The following is a 16,997-nucleotide window of genomic DNA, read 5'->3' as shown; positions in this document are numbered from 1 at the left end:
TCCTCCTGCTTCTCTTTTTTGTGATTTCATTTGGTTAACTGCTTAAATCTTCTTCAGTGGAAAAATAACAGTCATCGGAAAATTGCCCTTCTTCATCGGCAGTAACATATACGTCTTCTGCCGTCTTCTCGCTGTTCAGTAACACAGGGCCATCGTCCTCTCGCAGGATGGCTAACTTTGTCTTTATTTGCTCAATAACGCTTTGCATTGAATCCTGGTCATCCAGCTTTGTCACCGGGATTTCAATAACCTCAAACCCTAATTTTTGCAGCAGGGCGATTTTCAACAAAGTCGGGCCATTCCTGGTTTTGAAATCACCACCCACGTAATGGGAAGGCCCCTGAATGTCGATAACTATGTTGTAATCTGGCAGTAGCAGGTCAACAGGAGGTAATGAGTTCAGACTCGTCTCTTCTTCAATCTTCAAAGACGGAAGGCTTAATCGGAGTTGATCGCGAAAAATGGATTGTGATTGTGAAATGGTTGACCGGTAATAGGGAACCACCACCGGGCAGGCTCTCCCAAGCCAGCTTGCGGCCATGGCCATGATGAATGGAGCCTCTGTATTGCACGGGGGTGGAATTTCCAGGCGAGACAACAGTTCATCTATACGCTTTTCAAGAGCATTTTTACTATCGCTACCGAAGTGCAGATAAAATCTGGCACAGAATACCAGGACTCCCCAGAGAGACATCGGTATATCTCGCTGAGAGAGCTGAGGGTTTTCAGTGATTCTATCGACAAGAGAATTGATCACAGATTGGACCAGATTCAGCTCAATGGCCTCACCCATTTTCGCAAGGGCCCACAGTAGATTGGCAACTTCCTTTGGCTTTAAGTGGTCTTTGTCTTCTTTTGCTTCGGCTTTGGTTTGCACATGGGGCAACAGCGCGATCACGGGCTCTTTAAGCTTCGATATTTTCCCCAGTGTCAACCCCTTCTCCACCAGTTTCACCAGGGCCCACAGCAGGTTGGCGATATTCTGAGGAGAAAATTGGTTTTTCTCTTCTATTGATCCGGCTTTGGTTGTCACATGAAGCAACAGCGCGGCCACGACCTCTTTGAGCTTCGGTGTCCTCTCCAGCTCCAATCCGTTGTGCACCAGTTTCGCCACGGCCCAAAGCAGGTTAACGATATCCTGAGTACTGAAGCAGTCTTTCTTTTCTTTTGATTCGGCTTTGGTTTTCACTTGGGGCAACAACCTGGCCACAACCTCTTTAAGTGTGGGTGTGCGCTCCAGCTCCAGTCCGTTGTCCACCAGTTTCGCCAGGGCCCAAAGCAGGTTGGAGACTTCCAGCGGCTGGAATTGGCTTTTCTCTTCTTTTAATTCGGCTTTGGTTTTCAGGTGGTACAACAGCGCGGCCAGGGCTTCTTTGATCTTCGGTGTCTTCTCCAGTTCCAGCCCGTTGTCCACCAGTTTCGCCATGGCCCACAGCAGGTTGGTGATCTGCTGAGGAATAAAGTGGTCTTTTTCTTCTTTTGATTTGGCTTTGGTTTTCACATGGTACAACAGCGCGGCCAGGGCTGCTTTGACCTTCGGTGTCTTCTCCAGTTCCAGCCCGTTGTCCACCAGTTTCGCCAGGGCCCACAGCAGATTGGCGATATGCTGAGGAATAAAGCGGTCTTTCTCTTCTTTGGATTCGGCTTTGGTTGCCACATGGGGCAACAGCACAGCCACCACCTCTTTGAGCTCCGGTGTTTTCTCCAGCCCATTGTCCACCAGTTTCGCCAAGGCCCACATCATGTTGGAGATATGCTGGGAAATAAAGTATTCCTTCTCTTCGTTTGATTTTGCTTTGGCCTTAATATGCAGCAAAAGTGCGGCAACAGCCTCTTTGAGCTTCGGTGTCTTCTCCAGCGCCAGCCCATGGTCCACCAGTTTCGCCACGGCCCAATATAGATTGGCAACTTCCTGTGGCGTGAAGTGGTCTTTCTCTTCTTTTGATTCGGCTTTGGCTTTCACATGGGACAACAGCACGGCCACAACCTCTTTCAGCTTCGGTGTGTTCTCCAGCTTCAGTCCGTGGTCCACCAGTTTCGCCAAGGCCCACAGCAGGTTGGTGGCAGTTTGAGTGTTAAAGTGGTCTTTCTCCTCTTTGGATTCGGCTGTGGTTTTTACATGGGGCAACAGCGCGACCACGGCCTCTTTGAGCTTCAGTGTCTTTTGCAGTCCGTTGTCCACCAGTTTTGCCACGGCCCACAGCAGGTTGGTGATATGCTGAGGAATAAAGTGGTCTCTCTCTTCTTTTAATCTGGCGTTGGTTGTCACATTGTACAAAATTACCGCCACGGCCTCTTTGAGCAACGGTGTCTTCTCCAGCTCCAGCCCGTTGTCCACCAGTTTCGCCACGGCCCACATCAGGTTGGCGTTACCTTGAGTGTTGAAGTGGTCTTTCTTCTCTTTTGATTCCGCTCTGGTTTTCACCTGGTGCAACAACGTGGCCACAGCCTCCTGGAGCTTCGGTGTCTTCTTCAGTTCCAGCCCGTTGTCCACCAGTTTTGCCACAGACCACAGCAGGCTGGCGATGCGCTTGGGAATAAAGTGGTCGTTCTCTTCTTTTGATTCGGCTTTGATTTTCGCATAGGGCAACAGCGCGGCCACGGCCTCTTTCAGCTTCGGTGTTTTCTTCAGTACCAGCCCATTGTCCACCAGTTTCGCCAGGGCCCACATCAGGTTGACGGCACCCAGTGCATCAATATCCCTGGTTTCCTGGTTGCACTTAAGTATTACCAGATCAAGCAAATTTGACAGTAGAGCAGCTTGAGTTTCCTTAACCCACGCATCCATGTATTTATGAGGGGTAAAAACACCCGCCGAAGTAAATGAATGAAACGTTGTCGTCAGGCTTCGCCAGCTCCACCGGGGTGTCGCTTTAAAATCGTGTAACAGTGGTATCAGTTGACGTTGTTCACTGTGATTTAAAGGTCGTTGTGACGCTAATGTGTATTGTTTAATTAAAGTGGTAAATTGACTGTGTTTTTTCCCATCGTAGCGATTACCGTAATGGGCAGATACCTTTGCCAGCCAATCCATTTTTTCTTGAGTAACGAGAGTATTAAAATCATCAACAGGTTTTACTGAATATCTTGGCGGATAGTCAGCAGAGCAGGCACCAGAAGCACGATAAAATTCATTACGCCCCGGGATATAGGGGGGTGGCGTATTCGCCTGCCTGGCTGTGCGATGTCGATATCGCCTGTTCCTTGAAGAATCGCCATGACCCTCCGATTGTTTATAATCATTACCTGATGTCGTGTATTTCCAACTTATACCAGCACCGCCTCTATCCATATTTATATTTCATTAATTCATGGAAAATATAAAAGTAGACTACTGGCTTGTTTTTAGCCCATCTTGCTTAAATGTCCATCAACTCCTGTGTAATTGCCGCTTGAGTAAATGGGTTTTCACCGGCTTTTTTCTCTTCCTTTTTCGTTTTGGTTTACCTGTTTTCTCTTCTAAATACTCTTCGGCAGTAAAATAACAGTCATCTGAAAACTGCCCTCCATCATCGGCAGTAAAATATGCCTCGTCTGCCGCCCACTCGCCGCTGTTAAGTGACACAGAGCCATGAGCCTCTGGCAGGACGGCTAGCTTTGCCTTGATTTGCTCAATAACTGTTTTCATTGAATCCTGGTTATCAAGCTTGTTCACCGGGATTTCAATGACCTCATATCCTGCTTTTTGCAGCAGGGCGATTTTCAGCAACGTCGAGCCATTCCTGGTTTTGAAATCACCACTCACGTAATGAGAAGGCCCCTGAACGTCAATAACCGTGTTGTAATCTGGCAACAGCAGGTCAACCGGAGGTAATGAGTTCAGACTCTTTTCTTCTTCTATCGTCAAAGACGGAAGGCTTGATTGGAGTTGCTCGAAGAAAGCGGATTGTGATTCGGAAATGACTGTCCGGTAATGGGGGTCCACCGGACATGCTCTGCCAAGCCAACTTGCGGCCATGGCAATAACGGTTTGAACCTCTGTATTGTCCGGGGATGTATTTCCCAGGCGAGAAAATAGTTCACCTATGTGCTTTTCCAGCGGATTTTTATCACTGCTACCTGAGTCCAGATAAACCCTGGCACAAAATACCATAACTCCCCAGAGAAACATCGATATATCTTGCTGAGAGAGTTGAGGGTGTTTACTGATTCTGTCGACAAGAGAATCGAACGTCGATTTCATCAGGTTCGGCTCAATGGCCTCACCCAGTTTCGCCAGGGCCCACAGCAGATTGACGGTACCTTGAGTATTGAAGAGGCCTCTCTCTTCTTTTGATTCAGCTTTGGTTGTCACATAGGGCAGCAGCGCGACGACGGCTTCTTTGAGCTTTGCTGTTTCCTCAAGTTCTAGCCCGTTGTCCACCAATTTCGCCATGGCCCACAGCAGATTGGCAATATGCTGAGGAATAAAGTGGTCTTTCTCTTCTCCTGATTCAGCTTTGGTTTTAACATGGGGCAACAGTGCGGCCACGGCCTCTTTGAGCTTCGGTGTCTTCTCCAGCTCCAGCCCGTTGTCCAACAGTTTCGCCACGGCCCACAGTAGATTAGTGACGTCCTGTGGTTTGAATGGGTCTTTCTCTTTTTTTGATTCGGCTTTGGTTTGCACGTGGGGCAACAGCGCAGCCACGGCCTCTTTCAACTCCGGCATCTTCTCCAGCTTCAGCCCATTGTCTACCAGCTTCGCTACCGCCCACAGCAAATTGGTGACTTCCTGCAGCTTGAAGTGGTCTACTTTTGATCCGACTTTGGTTTTCACATGGGGCAACAGTGCCGCCACAACCTCTTTGATCTTCGGTGTCTTCGCAAGCTTCAGCCCGTTGTCCACCAGCTTCGCTACCGCCCACAGCAGGTTGGTAATACCTTGAGTGTTGAAGTGGTCTTTCTCTTCTTTTGATTCGGCGTTGGTTTTCACATAGGGTAACAGCGCTGACACGGCCTCTTTCAGCTTCGGTGTTTTCGCCAGCTCCAGACCGTTGTCCACCAGTTTCGCCACAGCCCACAGCAGGTTGACCATATGCTGAGGGATAAAATGGTCTTTCTCTTCTTTTGATTCGGCCCTGGTTTTCACATGGGGCAATAGCGCGGTCAAGGCCTCTTTGAGTTTTGCTGTCGTCTCCAGCTCCAGCCCGTTATCCACAAGTTTCGCCAGGGCCCACAACAGGTTAGCGATACCTTGAATATTGAAGTGGTCTTTCTCTTCTTTTGATTCGGCGTTGGTTTTCACATGGGGCAACAGCGCAGCCACGGCCTTTTTGAGCTTCGGCGTCTTCTCCAGCTTCAGACCATTGTCCACCAGTTTCGCCATGGCCCACAGTAGATTGGCGACTTCCTGTGGCTTGAAGTGGTCTTTCTCTTTTTTTGATTCGGCTTTGGTTTTCACATGGGGCAACAGCGCGGCCACGGCCTCTCTGGGCTCCGCTGTCTTCTTCAGTTCCAGCCCGTTGTCCACCAGTTTTGCCAGGGCCCACAGCAGATTGGCGATATGCTGAGGCATAAAGTGGTCTTTCTCTTCTGTTGATTCAGCTTTGTTTTTCACCAGGGGCAACAGCGCGGCCACGGCCTCTTTCAGCTTCGGCACCTTCTCCAGCACCAGCCCATTGTCCACCAGTTTTGCCGAGGCCCACAGCAGGTTGGCGATACCTTGTACATCAATATCACTGGCTTCAGTTTTTTGGTTGCACTTAAGGATTAATGCATCAAGTAACGTTGACAGTAAAGCGGCTTGAGTTTCCCCATACCCGTATTTATGAGGGGTAAAAACACCCGCGGACGTAAATGAATGCAGCGTTGTTGTCAGACTTCGCCAGGACCACCCGGGTGTCACTTTAAAATCGTGCAACAATGGTATCAGTTGGCGTTGTTCATTATGATTTAATGGTCGTTTTGCCCCTGATGTGTACCGTTTGATTGAACAGGCAAATTGACCATGATTTCTACCATCATAGAGGTCACCATAACGAGCAGATATCCCCGCCAGCCAATCCATTTTTTCTGGTGTGATGAGAGTATTAAAACCATGAACAGGTTTTACTGAGTGTCCTGGTAGATGATTAGCAGAGCAGGCGTCAGAAGCAGGATGACCTTCACTGCGTTTCTGGATATAGGACAGTGGCACATTCACCTTTCTGACTGTGCCATGCCTGTATTGCCCACTCCCTGAAGCAGTGGCCTGAACGTCTTTTTTTTTGTAATCATTACCTGATGTTGTGTTTTTCCAACTTATACCAGAACCACTTCTGTCCATAATTATATTTCATTAATTCATGGAAAATATAAAAAATAGACTACTCTACGACATTAGCAGGCAGCAGTTTTTACTGACCTTTTTCTCTTCCTTTTTCTCTTTTTGGGCTTTTTGGTTTGCTCTTCTAAATATTCTTCAGCGGTAAAATAACAGTCATCTGACAATTGCCCTCCATCATCGGCAGTAAAATATTCCTCGTCTGCCGTCCATTCGCCGCTGTTAAGTGGCACAGAGCCATGAGCTTCTGGCAGGATGGCTAACTTTGCCTTTACTTGCTCAATAACTATGTTCATTGACTCTTGGTTATCAATCTTGTTCACCGGGATTTCAATAACCTCAAATCCTAATTTTTGCAGCAGGGCGATTTTCAACAAAGTCGAACCATTCCTGGTTTTGAAATCACCACTCACGTAATGAGAAGGTCCCTGAACGGCAATAACCGTGTTGTAATCTGGCAGCAGCAGGTCAACCGGAGGTAATGAGTTCAGACTCTTTTCTTCTTCTATCGTCAAAGACGGAAGACTTGATTGGAGTTGATCGCAGAAAGCGGATTGTGCTTCGGAAATGACTGTCCGGTAATGGGGGACCACCGGGCATGCTCTGCCAAGCCAACTTGCGGCCATGGCAATAACGGTTTGAACCTCTGTATTGTTCGGGGATGTATTTCCCAGGCGAGAAAATAGTTCACCTATGTGCTTTTCAAGCGGGTTTTTATTATTCCTGCCTGAGTCCAGATAAACTCTGGCGCAGAATACCATGACTCCCCAGAGAGACATCGATATATTTTGCTCAGAGAGTTGAGGGTTTTTACTGATTCGGCCAACAAGAAAATCGAACGTAGATTTAATCAGGTCCGGCTCAATGGCCTCACCCAGTTTCGCCAGGGTCCACAGCAGATTGATGGTACCTTGAGTATTGAATTGACTTCTCTCTTCTTTTGCTTCGGCTTTGGTTTTCACATGGTACAACAGCGTGGCCAGGGCCTCTTTGAGCTTTGCTGTCTTCTCCAGCTCGAGCCCGTTGCCCACCAGTTTCGTCACGGCCCACAGCAGGTTGGCGACTTCCTGTGGCTTGAAGTGGTCTTTCTCTTCTTTTGATTCGGCTTTGGTTGTCACATAGGGCAGCAGCGCGACGACGGTTTCTTTGAGCTTTGGTGTTTTCTCAAGTTCCAGCCCGTTGTCCACCAGTTTCGCCACGGCCCACAGCAGGTTGGCGATATGCTGAGGAATAAAGTGGCCTTTCTCTTCTTTTGATTCGGCTTTGCTTTTCACATGAGGCAGCAGAGTGGTCACAGTCTCTTTGAGCTTCGGTGTCTTCTCCAGCTCCAGCCCGTTGTCCACCAATTTCGCCACGGCCCACAGCAGGTTCACGATAGCTTGAGCGTTCAAGCGGCCTTTCTCTTCTTTTGATTCGGCTTTGCTTTTCACATGGGGCAACAGTGCGGCCACGGCCTCTTTCAGCTTCGGTGTCTTCTCCAGCTCCAGCCCGTTATCAACGAGTTTCGCTACCGCCCACAGCACGTTGGCGACTCCCTGTGGCTTGAAGCCGTCTTTCTCTTCTTTTGCTTCGGCTTTGCTTTTCACATAGGGCAACAGCGCGGCCACGGCCTCTTTCAGCGTCGGTGTCTCCTCCAGCTCCAGCCCGTTGTCAACGAGTTTCGCTACCGCCCACAGCAGGTTGGCGACTCCCTGTGGCTTGAAGTGGTCTTTCTCTTCTTTTGATTCGGCTTTGGTTTTCACATAGGGCAACAGCGCGGCCAGAGCCTCTTTGAGCTGCGCTGTCTTATTCAACTCCAACCCGTAATCCACCAGTTTCGCCAAGGCCCACAGCAGGTTGGCGATACCCTGAGTGTTGAATTGGCCTTTCTCTTCTTTTGATTCGGCTTTGGTTTTAACATGGGGTAACACCGCAACCACGGCTTCTTTCAGCTTCGGTGTTTTCTCAAGCTCCAGACCATTGTCCACCAGTTTCGTCACCGCCCACAGTAGATTGGTGAATTCCTGTGGATTGAAGAGGTCTTTCTCTTGTTTTGATTTGGCTTTGGTTATCACTTGGTACAACAGCGCGGCCACAGCCTCTTTGAGCTTCGGTGTTTTCTCCAGTTTCAGCCCGTTGTCCACCAGTTTCGCCAAGGCCCACAGCAGGTTGGCGGTACCCTGAGTGTTGAAGTGCTCCTTCTTTGAATCGGCTTTGGTTGTCACATGAGGCAACAGCGCGACCACGGTCTCTTTGAGCTTCGGTGTTTGCTCCAGATTCAGCCCGTTGCCCACCAGCTTCGCCAAAGCCCACAACAGGATGGCGATATGCTGAGGAATAAAGTGATCTTTTTCTTCTTTTGATTCGGCTTTGGTTTGCACATGTGGCAACAGCGCGACCACGGCTTTTTCGAGCTTCGCTGTCTTGTGCAGATCCAGCCCATTGTCCACCAGTTTTACCAAGGCCCACAGCAGGTTGGCGGCACCTTGTGCATCAATATCCCTGGTTTCAGGTTTTTGGTTGCACTTATGTATTACTGCATCAAGTAAACTTGACAGTAAAGCGGCTTGAGTTTCCCTATCCCCCTTATTCATGTATTTATGAGGGGTCAAAACACCCGCTGAAGTAAATGAATGAAACGTTGTTGTCAGGCTTCGCCAGGTCCACCCGGGTATCACTTTAAAATCGTGCAACAATGGTATCAGTTGGCGTTGTTCACTATGATTTAATGGTCGTTTTCCCCCTGATGTGTACTGTTTGATTGAACAGGCAAATTGACCATGATTTCTACCATCATATAGGTCACCATAACGAGCAGATATCTCCGCCAGCCAATCCATTTTTTCTGGTGTGATGAGGGCATTAAAACCGTGAACAGGTTTTATTGAATGCCCTGGTGGATGGTTAGCAGAACAGGCGTCAGAAGCAGGATGACATTCATTATGCTTCTGGGTATAGCGAAGTGACGCATTCACCTGCCTGACTGTGCCATATCTGTATTGCCCGCTCCCTGAAGCACCGGCATTATCATCTGGTCGTTTATAATCATTACCTGATGTTGTGTATTTCCAACTTATACCAGAACTACCTCTGTCCATAATTACATTTCATTAATTCATGGAAAATATAAAAATAGACTATTCTACGGCATCAGCAGGCAGCAGTTTTTACTGGCCTGTTTCTCTTCCTTTTTCTTTTTTTGGGCTTTTTGGTTTGCTCTTCTAAATATTCCTCGGCGGTAAAATAACAGTCATCTGAAAATTGCCCTCCATCATCGGCAGTAAAATATGCCTCATCTGCCACCCACTCGCCGCTGTTAAGTGACACAGAGCCATGAGCCTTTGGCAGGACGGCATACTTTGCCTTGATTTGCTCAATAACTATGTTCATTGAATCCTGGTTATCAATCTTGTTCACCGGGATTTCAATGACCTCAAATCTCGCTTTTTGCAGCAGGGCGATTTTCAGCAACGTCGAGCCATTCCTGGTTTTGAAATCACCACTCACGTAATGAGAAGGTCCCTGAACATCAATAACCGTGTTGTAATCTGACAGCAGCAGGTCAACCGGAGGTAATGAGTTCAGACTCTTTTCTTCTTCTATCGTCAAAGACGGAAGGCTTGATTGGAGTTGATCACAGAAAGCGGATTGTGGTTCGGAAATGACTGTCCGGTAATAGGGGACCACCGGACATGCTCTGCCAAGCCAGCTTGCGGCCATGGCAATGACGGTTTGAACCTCTATATTGTCCGGGGATGTATTTCCCAGGCGAGAAAATAGTTCACCTATGTGCTTTTCCAGCGGGTTTTTATTATTCCTGCCTGAGTCCAGATAAACTCTGGCGCAGAATGCCATGACTCCCCAGAGAGACATCGATATATATTGCTGAGAGAGTTGAGGGTTTTTACTGATTCGGTCAACAAGAAAACCGAACGTAGAGTTAATCAGGTTCGGCTCAATGGCCTCACCCAGTTTCCCCAGGGTCCAAAGCAGACTGACGGTACCTTGAGTATTGAAGAGACTTCCTTCTTCTTTTGCTTCGGCTTTGGTTTTCACATGGTACAACAGCGTGGCCAGGGCCTCTTTGAGCTTTTCTGTCTTCTCCAGCTCAAGCCCGTTGTCCACCAGTTTCGCCAGGGCCCACAGCAGGTTGGCGACACCTTGTACATCAATATCCCAGGCTTCAGGTTTTTGGTTGCACGTATTTATTACTGCATCAAGTAAATTTGTCAGTAAAGCGGCTTGAGTTTCCCTATCCCCCTTATTCATATATTTATGAGGGATCAAAACACCCGCTGAAGTAAATGAATGAAGTGTTGTTGTCAGGCTTCGCCAGGTCCACCCGGGTGTCACTTTAAAATCGTGCAACAATGGTATCAGTTGGCGCTGTTCACTATGATTTAATGGTCGTTTTCCCCCGGATGTGTACCGTTTGATTGAACAGGCAAATTGACTGTGTGTTTTACCATCATAGTGATCACCATAATGAGCAGATATCCCCGCCAGCCAATCCATTTTTTCTGGTGTGATGAGAGTATTAAAACCATGAACAGGTTTTACTGAATATCCTGGTGGATGGTTAGCAGAGCAGGCGTCAGAAGCAGGATGACCTTCATTACGTTTCTGGATATAGGACAGTGGCACATTCACCTTTCTGACTGTGCCATGCCTGTATTGCCCACTCCCTGAAGCAGTGGCCTGAACGTCTGTTTTTTTGTAATCATTACCTGATGTTGTGTTTTTCCAACTTATACCAGAACCACCTCTGTCCATAATTATATTTCATTAATTCATGGAAAATATAAAAAGTAGACTATTCCAGGGCATCAGCAGGCAGCAGTTTTTACTGGCCTTTTTCTCTTCCTTTTTCTTTTTTTGGGCTTTTTGGTTTGCTCTTCTAAATATTCTTCGGCGGTAAAATAACAGTCATCTGAAAATTGCCCTCCATCATCGGCAGTAAAATATGCCTCATCTGCCACCCACTCGCCGCTATTACGTGACACAGAGCCATGGGCCTCTGGCGGGACGGCTAACTTTGCCTTGATTTGCTCAATAACTGTTTTCATTGAATCCTGGTTATCAATCTTGTTCACCGGGATTTCAATGACCTCAAATCCTAATTTTTGCAGCAGGGCGATTTTCAGCAACGTCGAGCCATTCCTGGTTTTGAAATCACCACTCACGTAATGAAAAGGTCCCTGAACGTCGATAACCACTTTGTAATCTGGCAGCAGCAGGTCAACCGGAGGTAATGAGTTCAGACTCTTTTCTTCTTCAATCTTCAACAACGGAAGGCTTGATTGGAGTTGATCGCGGAAAGTGGATTGCAATTCTGAAATGACTGTCTGGTAATGGGGTACCACCGGACACTCTCTGTCAAGCCAGCTTGCGGCCATGGCCATGACGGATTGAACCTGTATATTGCCCGGGGGTGTATTGACCAGGCAGGAAAATAGTTCACCTATGTGCTTTTCAAGCGAGTGTTTATCATTGCTGCCTGAGTCCAGATAAAACCTGGCACAAAATACCATGACTCCCCAGAGCGACATCGATATATTTTGCTGAGAGAGTTGACGGATTTTACTGATTCTGTCGACAAGAAAATCGAACATAGATTGAACCAGGTTCAGCTCAATGGCCTCACCCAGTTTCGCCATGGCCCACAGCAGGTTGATGGTACCTTGAGTGTTGAAGTCGTTTCTCTCTTCTTTTGATTCCGCTTTGGTTTTCACATGATACAACAGCACAGACACCACCTCTTTAAGATTCGCTGTCTTCTCCAGCACCAGCCCGTCGTCCAACAGTGTTGCCAAGGCCCACAGCAGGTTGATGCTGCCTTGATTGTTGAAGTGGTCTTTCTCTTTTTTTGATTCAGCTTTGGTTTTCACATGGGGCAACAGTGCGGCCAAGACCTCATTGAGCTTCGGTGTGTTCCTCAGCCCGTTGTCCACCAGTTTCGCCAGCGCCCACAGCAGGTTGGCGACTGCCTGTGACTTGAAGTGGTCTTTCTCTTCTTTTGATTCGGCTTTGATTTTCACCTGAGGCAGCAGTGCAACCAGGGCCTCTTTGAGCTTCGCTGTCTTCTTCAGCTCCAGTCCGTTGTCCACCAATTTCGCCATGGCCCACAGCAGGTTGGAGATATGTTGAGACATAAAGCGGTCTTTCTCTTTTTTTGATTCGGCTTTGATTTTCACATGGGCTAATAGCGCGGCCACGGCCTCTCTGAGTTTCGCTGTCTTCTTCAGCTCCAGCCCGTTGTCCACCAGTTTCGCCACGGCCCACAGCAGATTGACGATATGCTGAGGAATAAAGTGGTCTTTCTCTTCTTTTGATTCAGCTTTTTTTTTCACCTTGGGCAGCAGCGCGGCCACGGCCTCTTTGAGCTTTGGTGTCTTCTCCAGTTCCAGCCCGTTGTCTATCAGTTTCGCCAGGGCCCACAGCAGGTTGGAGATATGCTGAGCAATAAAGTGTTCCTTCTCTTCTTTTGCCTGGGCTTTGGCTTTCAAATGGGGCAACAATGCGGCCACAGCCTCTTTGACCTTCGGTGTCTTCTCCAGCTCCAGCCCATTGTCCACCAGTTTCGCCACGGCCCAATATAGATTGGCGACTTCCTGTATCTTGAAGTGGTCGTTCTCTTCTTTTGCTTCGGCGTTGGTTTTCACTTGGGGCAGCAGCGCAGCCAAGGCCTCTTTGAGCTTCGGTGTCTTCTCCAACTCCAGCCCGTTGTCCACCAATTTCGCCACGGCCCACAGCAGGTTGGCGATATGCTGGGCATTAAAGTGGTCTTTCTCTGCTTTTGATTCGGCTTTGGTTTTTACCTGGAGTAACAGCGCGGCCACGGCCTCTTTGAGCTGCGTTGTCTTCTTTAGCTCCAGTCCGTTGTCCACCAATTTCGCCATGGCCCACAGCAGGTTCGCGACTTCCTGTGGCTTGAAATGGTCTTTCTCTGCTTTTGATTCGGCTTTGGTTTTTACCTGGGGCAACAGCGCGGCCACCGCCTCTTTGAGCTTCGGTGTCTTCTCCAGCTCCAGCCCATTGCTCACCAGTTTCGCCAGGGCCCACAGCAGGTTGGCGGCACCTTGTGCATCAATATCCCTGGTTTCAGGTTTTTGGTTGCACTTAAGTATTACTGCATCAAGTAAATTTGACAGTAAAGCTGCTTGAGTTTCTCTATCCCCCTTATTCATGTATTTATGAGGGGTCAAAACACCCGCTGAAGAAAATGAATGAAGCGTTGTTGTCAGGCTTCGCCAGGTCCACCCGGGTGTCACTTTAAAATCGTGCAACAATGGTATCAGTTGGTGTTGTTCACTTTGATTTAATAATCGTTTTGCTCCTGATGTGTATTGTTTGATTGAACAGGCAAATTGACTGTGTGTTTTACCATCATAGTGATCACCATAACGAGCAGATATCCTCACCAGCCAATCCATTTTTTCTGGTGTGATGAGAGCATTAAAACCATGAACAGGTTTTATTGAATGTCCTGATGGATGGTTAGCAGAGCAGGCGTCAGAAGCAGGATGACATTCATTATGCTTCCGGAGATAGGGGCGTGGTACATTCACCTGCCTGACTTTGGCATACCTGTATTGCCCACTTCCTGAAGCACCGGCATGATCATCCGGTCGTTTATAATCATTACCTGATGTTGTGTATTTCCAACTTATACCAGCACCACCTCTGTCCATAATTATATTTCATTAATTCATTGAAAATATAAAAAATAGACTATTCCAGGGCATCAGCAGGCAGCAGTTTTTACTCGCTTTTTTCTCTTCCTTTTTCTTTTTTTGGGCTTTTTGGTTTGCTCTTCTAAATATTCTTCGGCGGTAAAATAACAGTCATCTGAAAATTGCCCTCCATCATCGGCAGTAAAATATGCCTCGTCTGCCACCCACTCGCCGCTGTTAAGAGACACAGAGCCGTGAGCCTTTGGCAGGACGGCTAACTTTGCCTTTATTTGCTCAATAACTGTTTTGATTGAATCCTGGTTATCAATCTTGTTCACCGGGATTTCAATGACCTCAAATCCCAATTTCTGCAGCAGGGCGATTTTCAGCAACGTCGAGCCATTCCTGGTTGTGAAATCACCACTCACGTAATGAACTGGTCCCTGAACGTCGATAACCACTTTGTAATCTGGCAGCAGCAGGTCAACCGGAGGTAATGTGTTCAGACTCTTTTCTTCTTCTATCGTCAGAGACGGAAGGCTTGATTGGAGTTGATCGCAGAAAGCGGATTGTGATTCGGAAATGACTGTCCGGTAATGGGGGACCACCGGACATGGTCTGCCAAGCCAACTTGCGGCCATGGCAATAACGGTTTGAACCTCTATATTGTCCGGGGATGTATTTCCCAGGCGAGAAAATAGTTCACCAATGTGCTTTTCAAGCGGGTTTTTATTATTCCTGCCTGAGTCCAGATAAACTCTGGCACAGAATACCATGACTCCCCAGAGAGACATCGATAGATATTGCTGAGAAAGTTGCGTGTTTTTACTGATTCGGTCAACAAGAAAATCAAACGTAGATTTAATCAGGCTCGGCTCAATGGCCTCACCCAGTTTCGCCAGGGCCCACAGCAGATTGATGGTACCTTGAGTATTGAAGTGACTTCTCTCTTCTTTTGATTCAGCTTTGGTTTTCACATTGTACAACAGCGTGACCAGAGCCTCTTTGAGCTTTGCTGTCTTCTCCAGCTCGAGCCCGCTGCCCACCAGTTTCGCCAAGGCCCACAGCAGGTTGGCGACTTCCTGTGGCTTGAAGTGGTCTTTCTCTTTTTTTGATTCGGCTTTGGTTTTCACATGGGGCAACAGCGCGGTCACGGCCTCTTTGAGCTTCGGCATCTTGTCCAGCTTCAACCCATTGTCCACCAGTTTCGCCAAGGCCCACAGCAGGTTGGTGACTTCCTGCGGCTTGAAGTGGTCTTTCTCTTCTTTTGAGTCGGCTTTGGTTTTCACATGGGGCAACAGCGCGGCCACGGCCTCTTTCAGCTTCGCTGTCTTTTTCAGCTCCAACCCGTTTTCCACCAGTTTCGCCAAGGCCCACAGCACGTTCGCGGCTTCCTGTGGCATAAAGTGGTCTTTCTCTTCTTTTGAGTCGGCTTTGGTTTTCACATGGGGCAACAGCGCGGCCACGGCCTCTTTCAGCTTCGCTGTCTTCTCCAGCCCGTTGTCCACCAGTTTCGCCACAGCCCACAGCAGGTTCGCGACTTCCTGTGGCTTTAAGTGGTCTTTCTCTTTTTTTGATTCGGCTTTGGTTTTCACATGGGGCAATAGCGCGTGCACAGCCTCTTTGAGCTTCAGTGTCTTCTCCAGCTCCAGTCCGTTGTCCACCAGTTTTGCCACGGCCCACAGCAGGTTGGTGACTTCCTGTGGATTGAAGTGGCCTTGCTCTTCTTTTGATTCGGCTTTGGTTTTCACATGGTGCAACAGCGCGGCCACGACCTCTTTGAGCTTCGATGTCTTCTCCAGCCCGTTGTCCACCAGTTTCGCCAGGGCCCACAGCAGGTTGGCGATATGCTGAGGAATAAAGTGGTCTTTCTCATCTTTTGATTCGGCTTTGGTTTTCACATGGCACAAAAGTGCGGCCACGGCCTCTTTGAGCATCGGTGTCTTATCCAGCTCCAACCCGTTGTCCACCAGTTTCGCCACGGCCCACAGCAGGTTGGCGACTTCTTGTGGCTTGAAGTGGTCTTTCTCTTCTTTTGATTCGGCTTTGGTTTTCACATGGCACAAAAGTGCGGCCACAGCCTCTTTGAGCATCGGTGTCTTATCCAGTTCCAACCCGTTGCCCACCAGTTTCGCCACGGCCCACTGCAGGTTGGTGACACCTTGAGTGTTGAAATGCTCTTTCTTTGATTCGGCTTTGGTTTTCACATGGGGCAACATCGCGGCCACAGCCTCTTCGAGCTTTGGTGTCTTATCCAGCTCCAACCCGTTGTCCACCAGTTTTGCCACGGCCCACAGCAGGTTGGTGACCTCCTGTGGATTGAAGTGGTCTACTTTTGATTCGGCTTTGGATTGCACAAGGGGCAACAGCGCGGCCACGGCCCCTTTGAGCTTCGGTGTCTTCTCCAGCTCCAGCCCATTGTTCACCAGTTTCGCCAGGGCCCACAGCAGGTTGGCGGCACCTTGTGCATCAATATCTCTGGTTTCAGGTTTTTGGTTGCACTTATGTATTACTGCATCAAGTAAATTTGACAGTAAAGCGGCTTGAGTTTCTCTATCCCCCTTATTCATGTATTTATGAGGGGTCAAAACACCCGCTGAAGTAAATGAATGAAGCGTTGTTGTCAGGCTTCGCCAGGTCCACCCGGGTGTTACTTTAAAATCGTGCAACAATGGTATCAGTTGGCGTTGTTCACTATGATTTAATGGTCGTTTTGCCTTTGATGTGTATTGTTTGATTAAAGTGGCAAATTGACTGTGTGTTTTACCATCATAGTGATCACCAGAACGAGCAGATATTCTCACCAGCCAATCCATTTTTTCTGGTGTGATGAGAGCATTAAAACCATGAACAGGTTTTATTGAATGTCCTGGTGGATGGGTTCCTGGTGGATGGTTAGCAGAGCAGGCGTCAGAAGCAGGATGACATTCATTATGCTTCCGGAGATAGGGGCGTGGCACATTCACCTGACCGACTGTGGCATACCTGTATTGCCCACTCCCTGAAGCACCGGCATGATCATCCGGTCGTTTATAATCATTACCTGAAGTTGTGTATTTCCAACTTATACCAGCACCGCCTCTGTCCATAATTATATTTCATTA

6 protein-coding genes are annotated in these 16,997 nt (G+C 48.2%); all 6 read right to left on the bottom strand.

Going from position 1 to position 16,997, the window contains the following annotated elements:
* Positions 1-34 precede the first annotated feature (34 nt).
* The 6 genes from ACO6UX_RS17095 to ACO6UX_RS17070 all read right to left on the bottom strand — a co-directional run bounded on the left by ACO6UX_RS17095 (position 35) and on the right by ACO6UX_RS17070 (position 16,982).
* Positions 35-3,292: an RAP domain-containing protein gene (locus ACO6UX_RS17095; protein WP_422449596.1), complete on the bottom strand. Its 3,258-nt coding sequence runs from the start codon at positions 3,290-3,292 to the stop codon at positions 35-37.
* 78 nt (positions 3,293-3,370) lie between these two features.
* Complete coding sequence (locus tag ACO6UX_RS17090) at positions 3,371-6,244, bottom strand: DUF1601 domain-containing protein (protein WP_422449595.1); 2,874 nt, start codon at positions 6,242-6,244, stop codon at positions 3,371-3,373.
* 53 nt (positions 6,245-6,297) lie between these two features.
* On the bottom strand, positions 6,298-9,318 hold the full coding sequence (locus tag ACO6UX_RS17085) for a DUF1601 domain-containing protein (protein ID WP_422449594.1): 3,021 nt from the start codon (positions 9,316-9,318) through the stop codon (positions 6,298-6,300).
* 52 nt (positions 9,319-9,370) lie between these two features.
* Entirely contained in the window at positions 9,371-10,993 is a 1,623-nt protein-coding gene (locus ACO6UX_RS17080) for an RAP domain-containing protein (RefSeq protein WP_422449593.1), read from the bottom strand.
* Positions 10,994-11,046: 53 nt separating this feature from the next.
* The gene (locus tag ACO6UX_RS17075) at positions 11,047-13,911 is read right to left on the bottom strand and encodes an RAP domain-containing protein (protein ID WP_422449592.1); all 2,865 of its coding nucleotides are present in this window, start codon (positions 13,909-13,911) and stop codon (positions 11,047-11,049) included.
* A gap of 53 nt (positions 13,912-13,964) precedes the next feature.
* Positions 13,965-16,982 (bottom strand): DUF1601 domain-containing protein, encoded by a 3,018-nt coding sequence (locus tag ACO6UX_RS17070; RefSeq protein WP_422449591.1) that lies wholly within the window; start codon positions 16,980-16,982, stop codon positions 13,965-13,967.
* Between the last annotated feature and the right edge of the window lie 15 nt (positions 16,983-16,997).

The organism is Endozoicomonas sp. ALB091 (genome assembly GCF_049310265.1).
In the GTDB taxonomy this organism is placed as follows: Bacteria; Pseudomonadota; Gammaproteobacteria; order Pseudomonadales; family Endozoicomonadaceae; genus Endozoicomonas.
The sequence above is the reverse complement of the archived record's forward strand: the minus strand, read 5'-3'. Positions and strand labels throughout refer to the sequence as shown.

Bases quoted from the DNA above. Each gene is read 5' to 3' on its own strand.
- ACO6UX_RS17095 (WP_422449596.1), bottom strand. From the start codon at position 3,292: ATGGATAGAGGCGGTGCTGGTATAAGTTGGAAATACACGACATCAGGT.
- ACO6UX_RS17090 (WP_422449595.1), bottom strand. From the start codon at position 6,244: ATGGACAGAAGTGGTTCTGGTATAAGTTGGAAAAACACAACATCAGGT.
- ACO6UX_RS17085 (WP_422449594.1), bottom strand. From the start codon at position 9,318: ATGGACAGAGGTAGTTCTGGTATAAGTTGGAAATACACAACATCAGGT.
- ACO6UX_RS17080 (WP_422449593.1), bottom strand. From the start codon at position 10,993: ATGGACAGAGGTGGTTCTGGTATAAGTTGGAAAAACACAACATCAGGT.
- ACO6UX_RS17075 (WP_422449592.1), bottom strand. From the start codon at position 13,911: ATGGACAGAGGTGGTGCTGGTATAAGTTGGAAATACACAACATCAGGT.
- ACO6UX_RS17070 (WP_422449591.1), bottom strand. From the start codon at position 16,982: ATGGACAGAGGCGGTGCTGGTATAAGTTGGAAATACACAACTTCAGGT.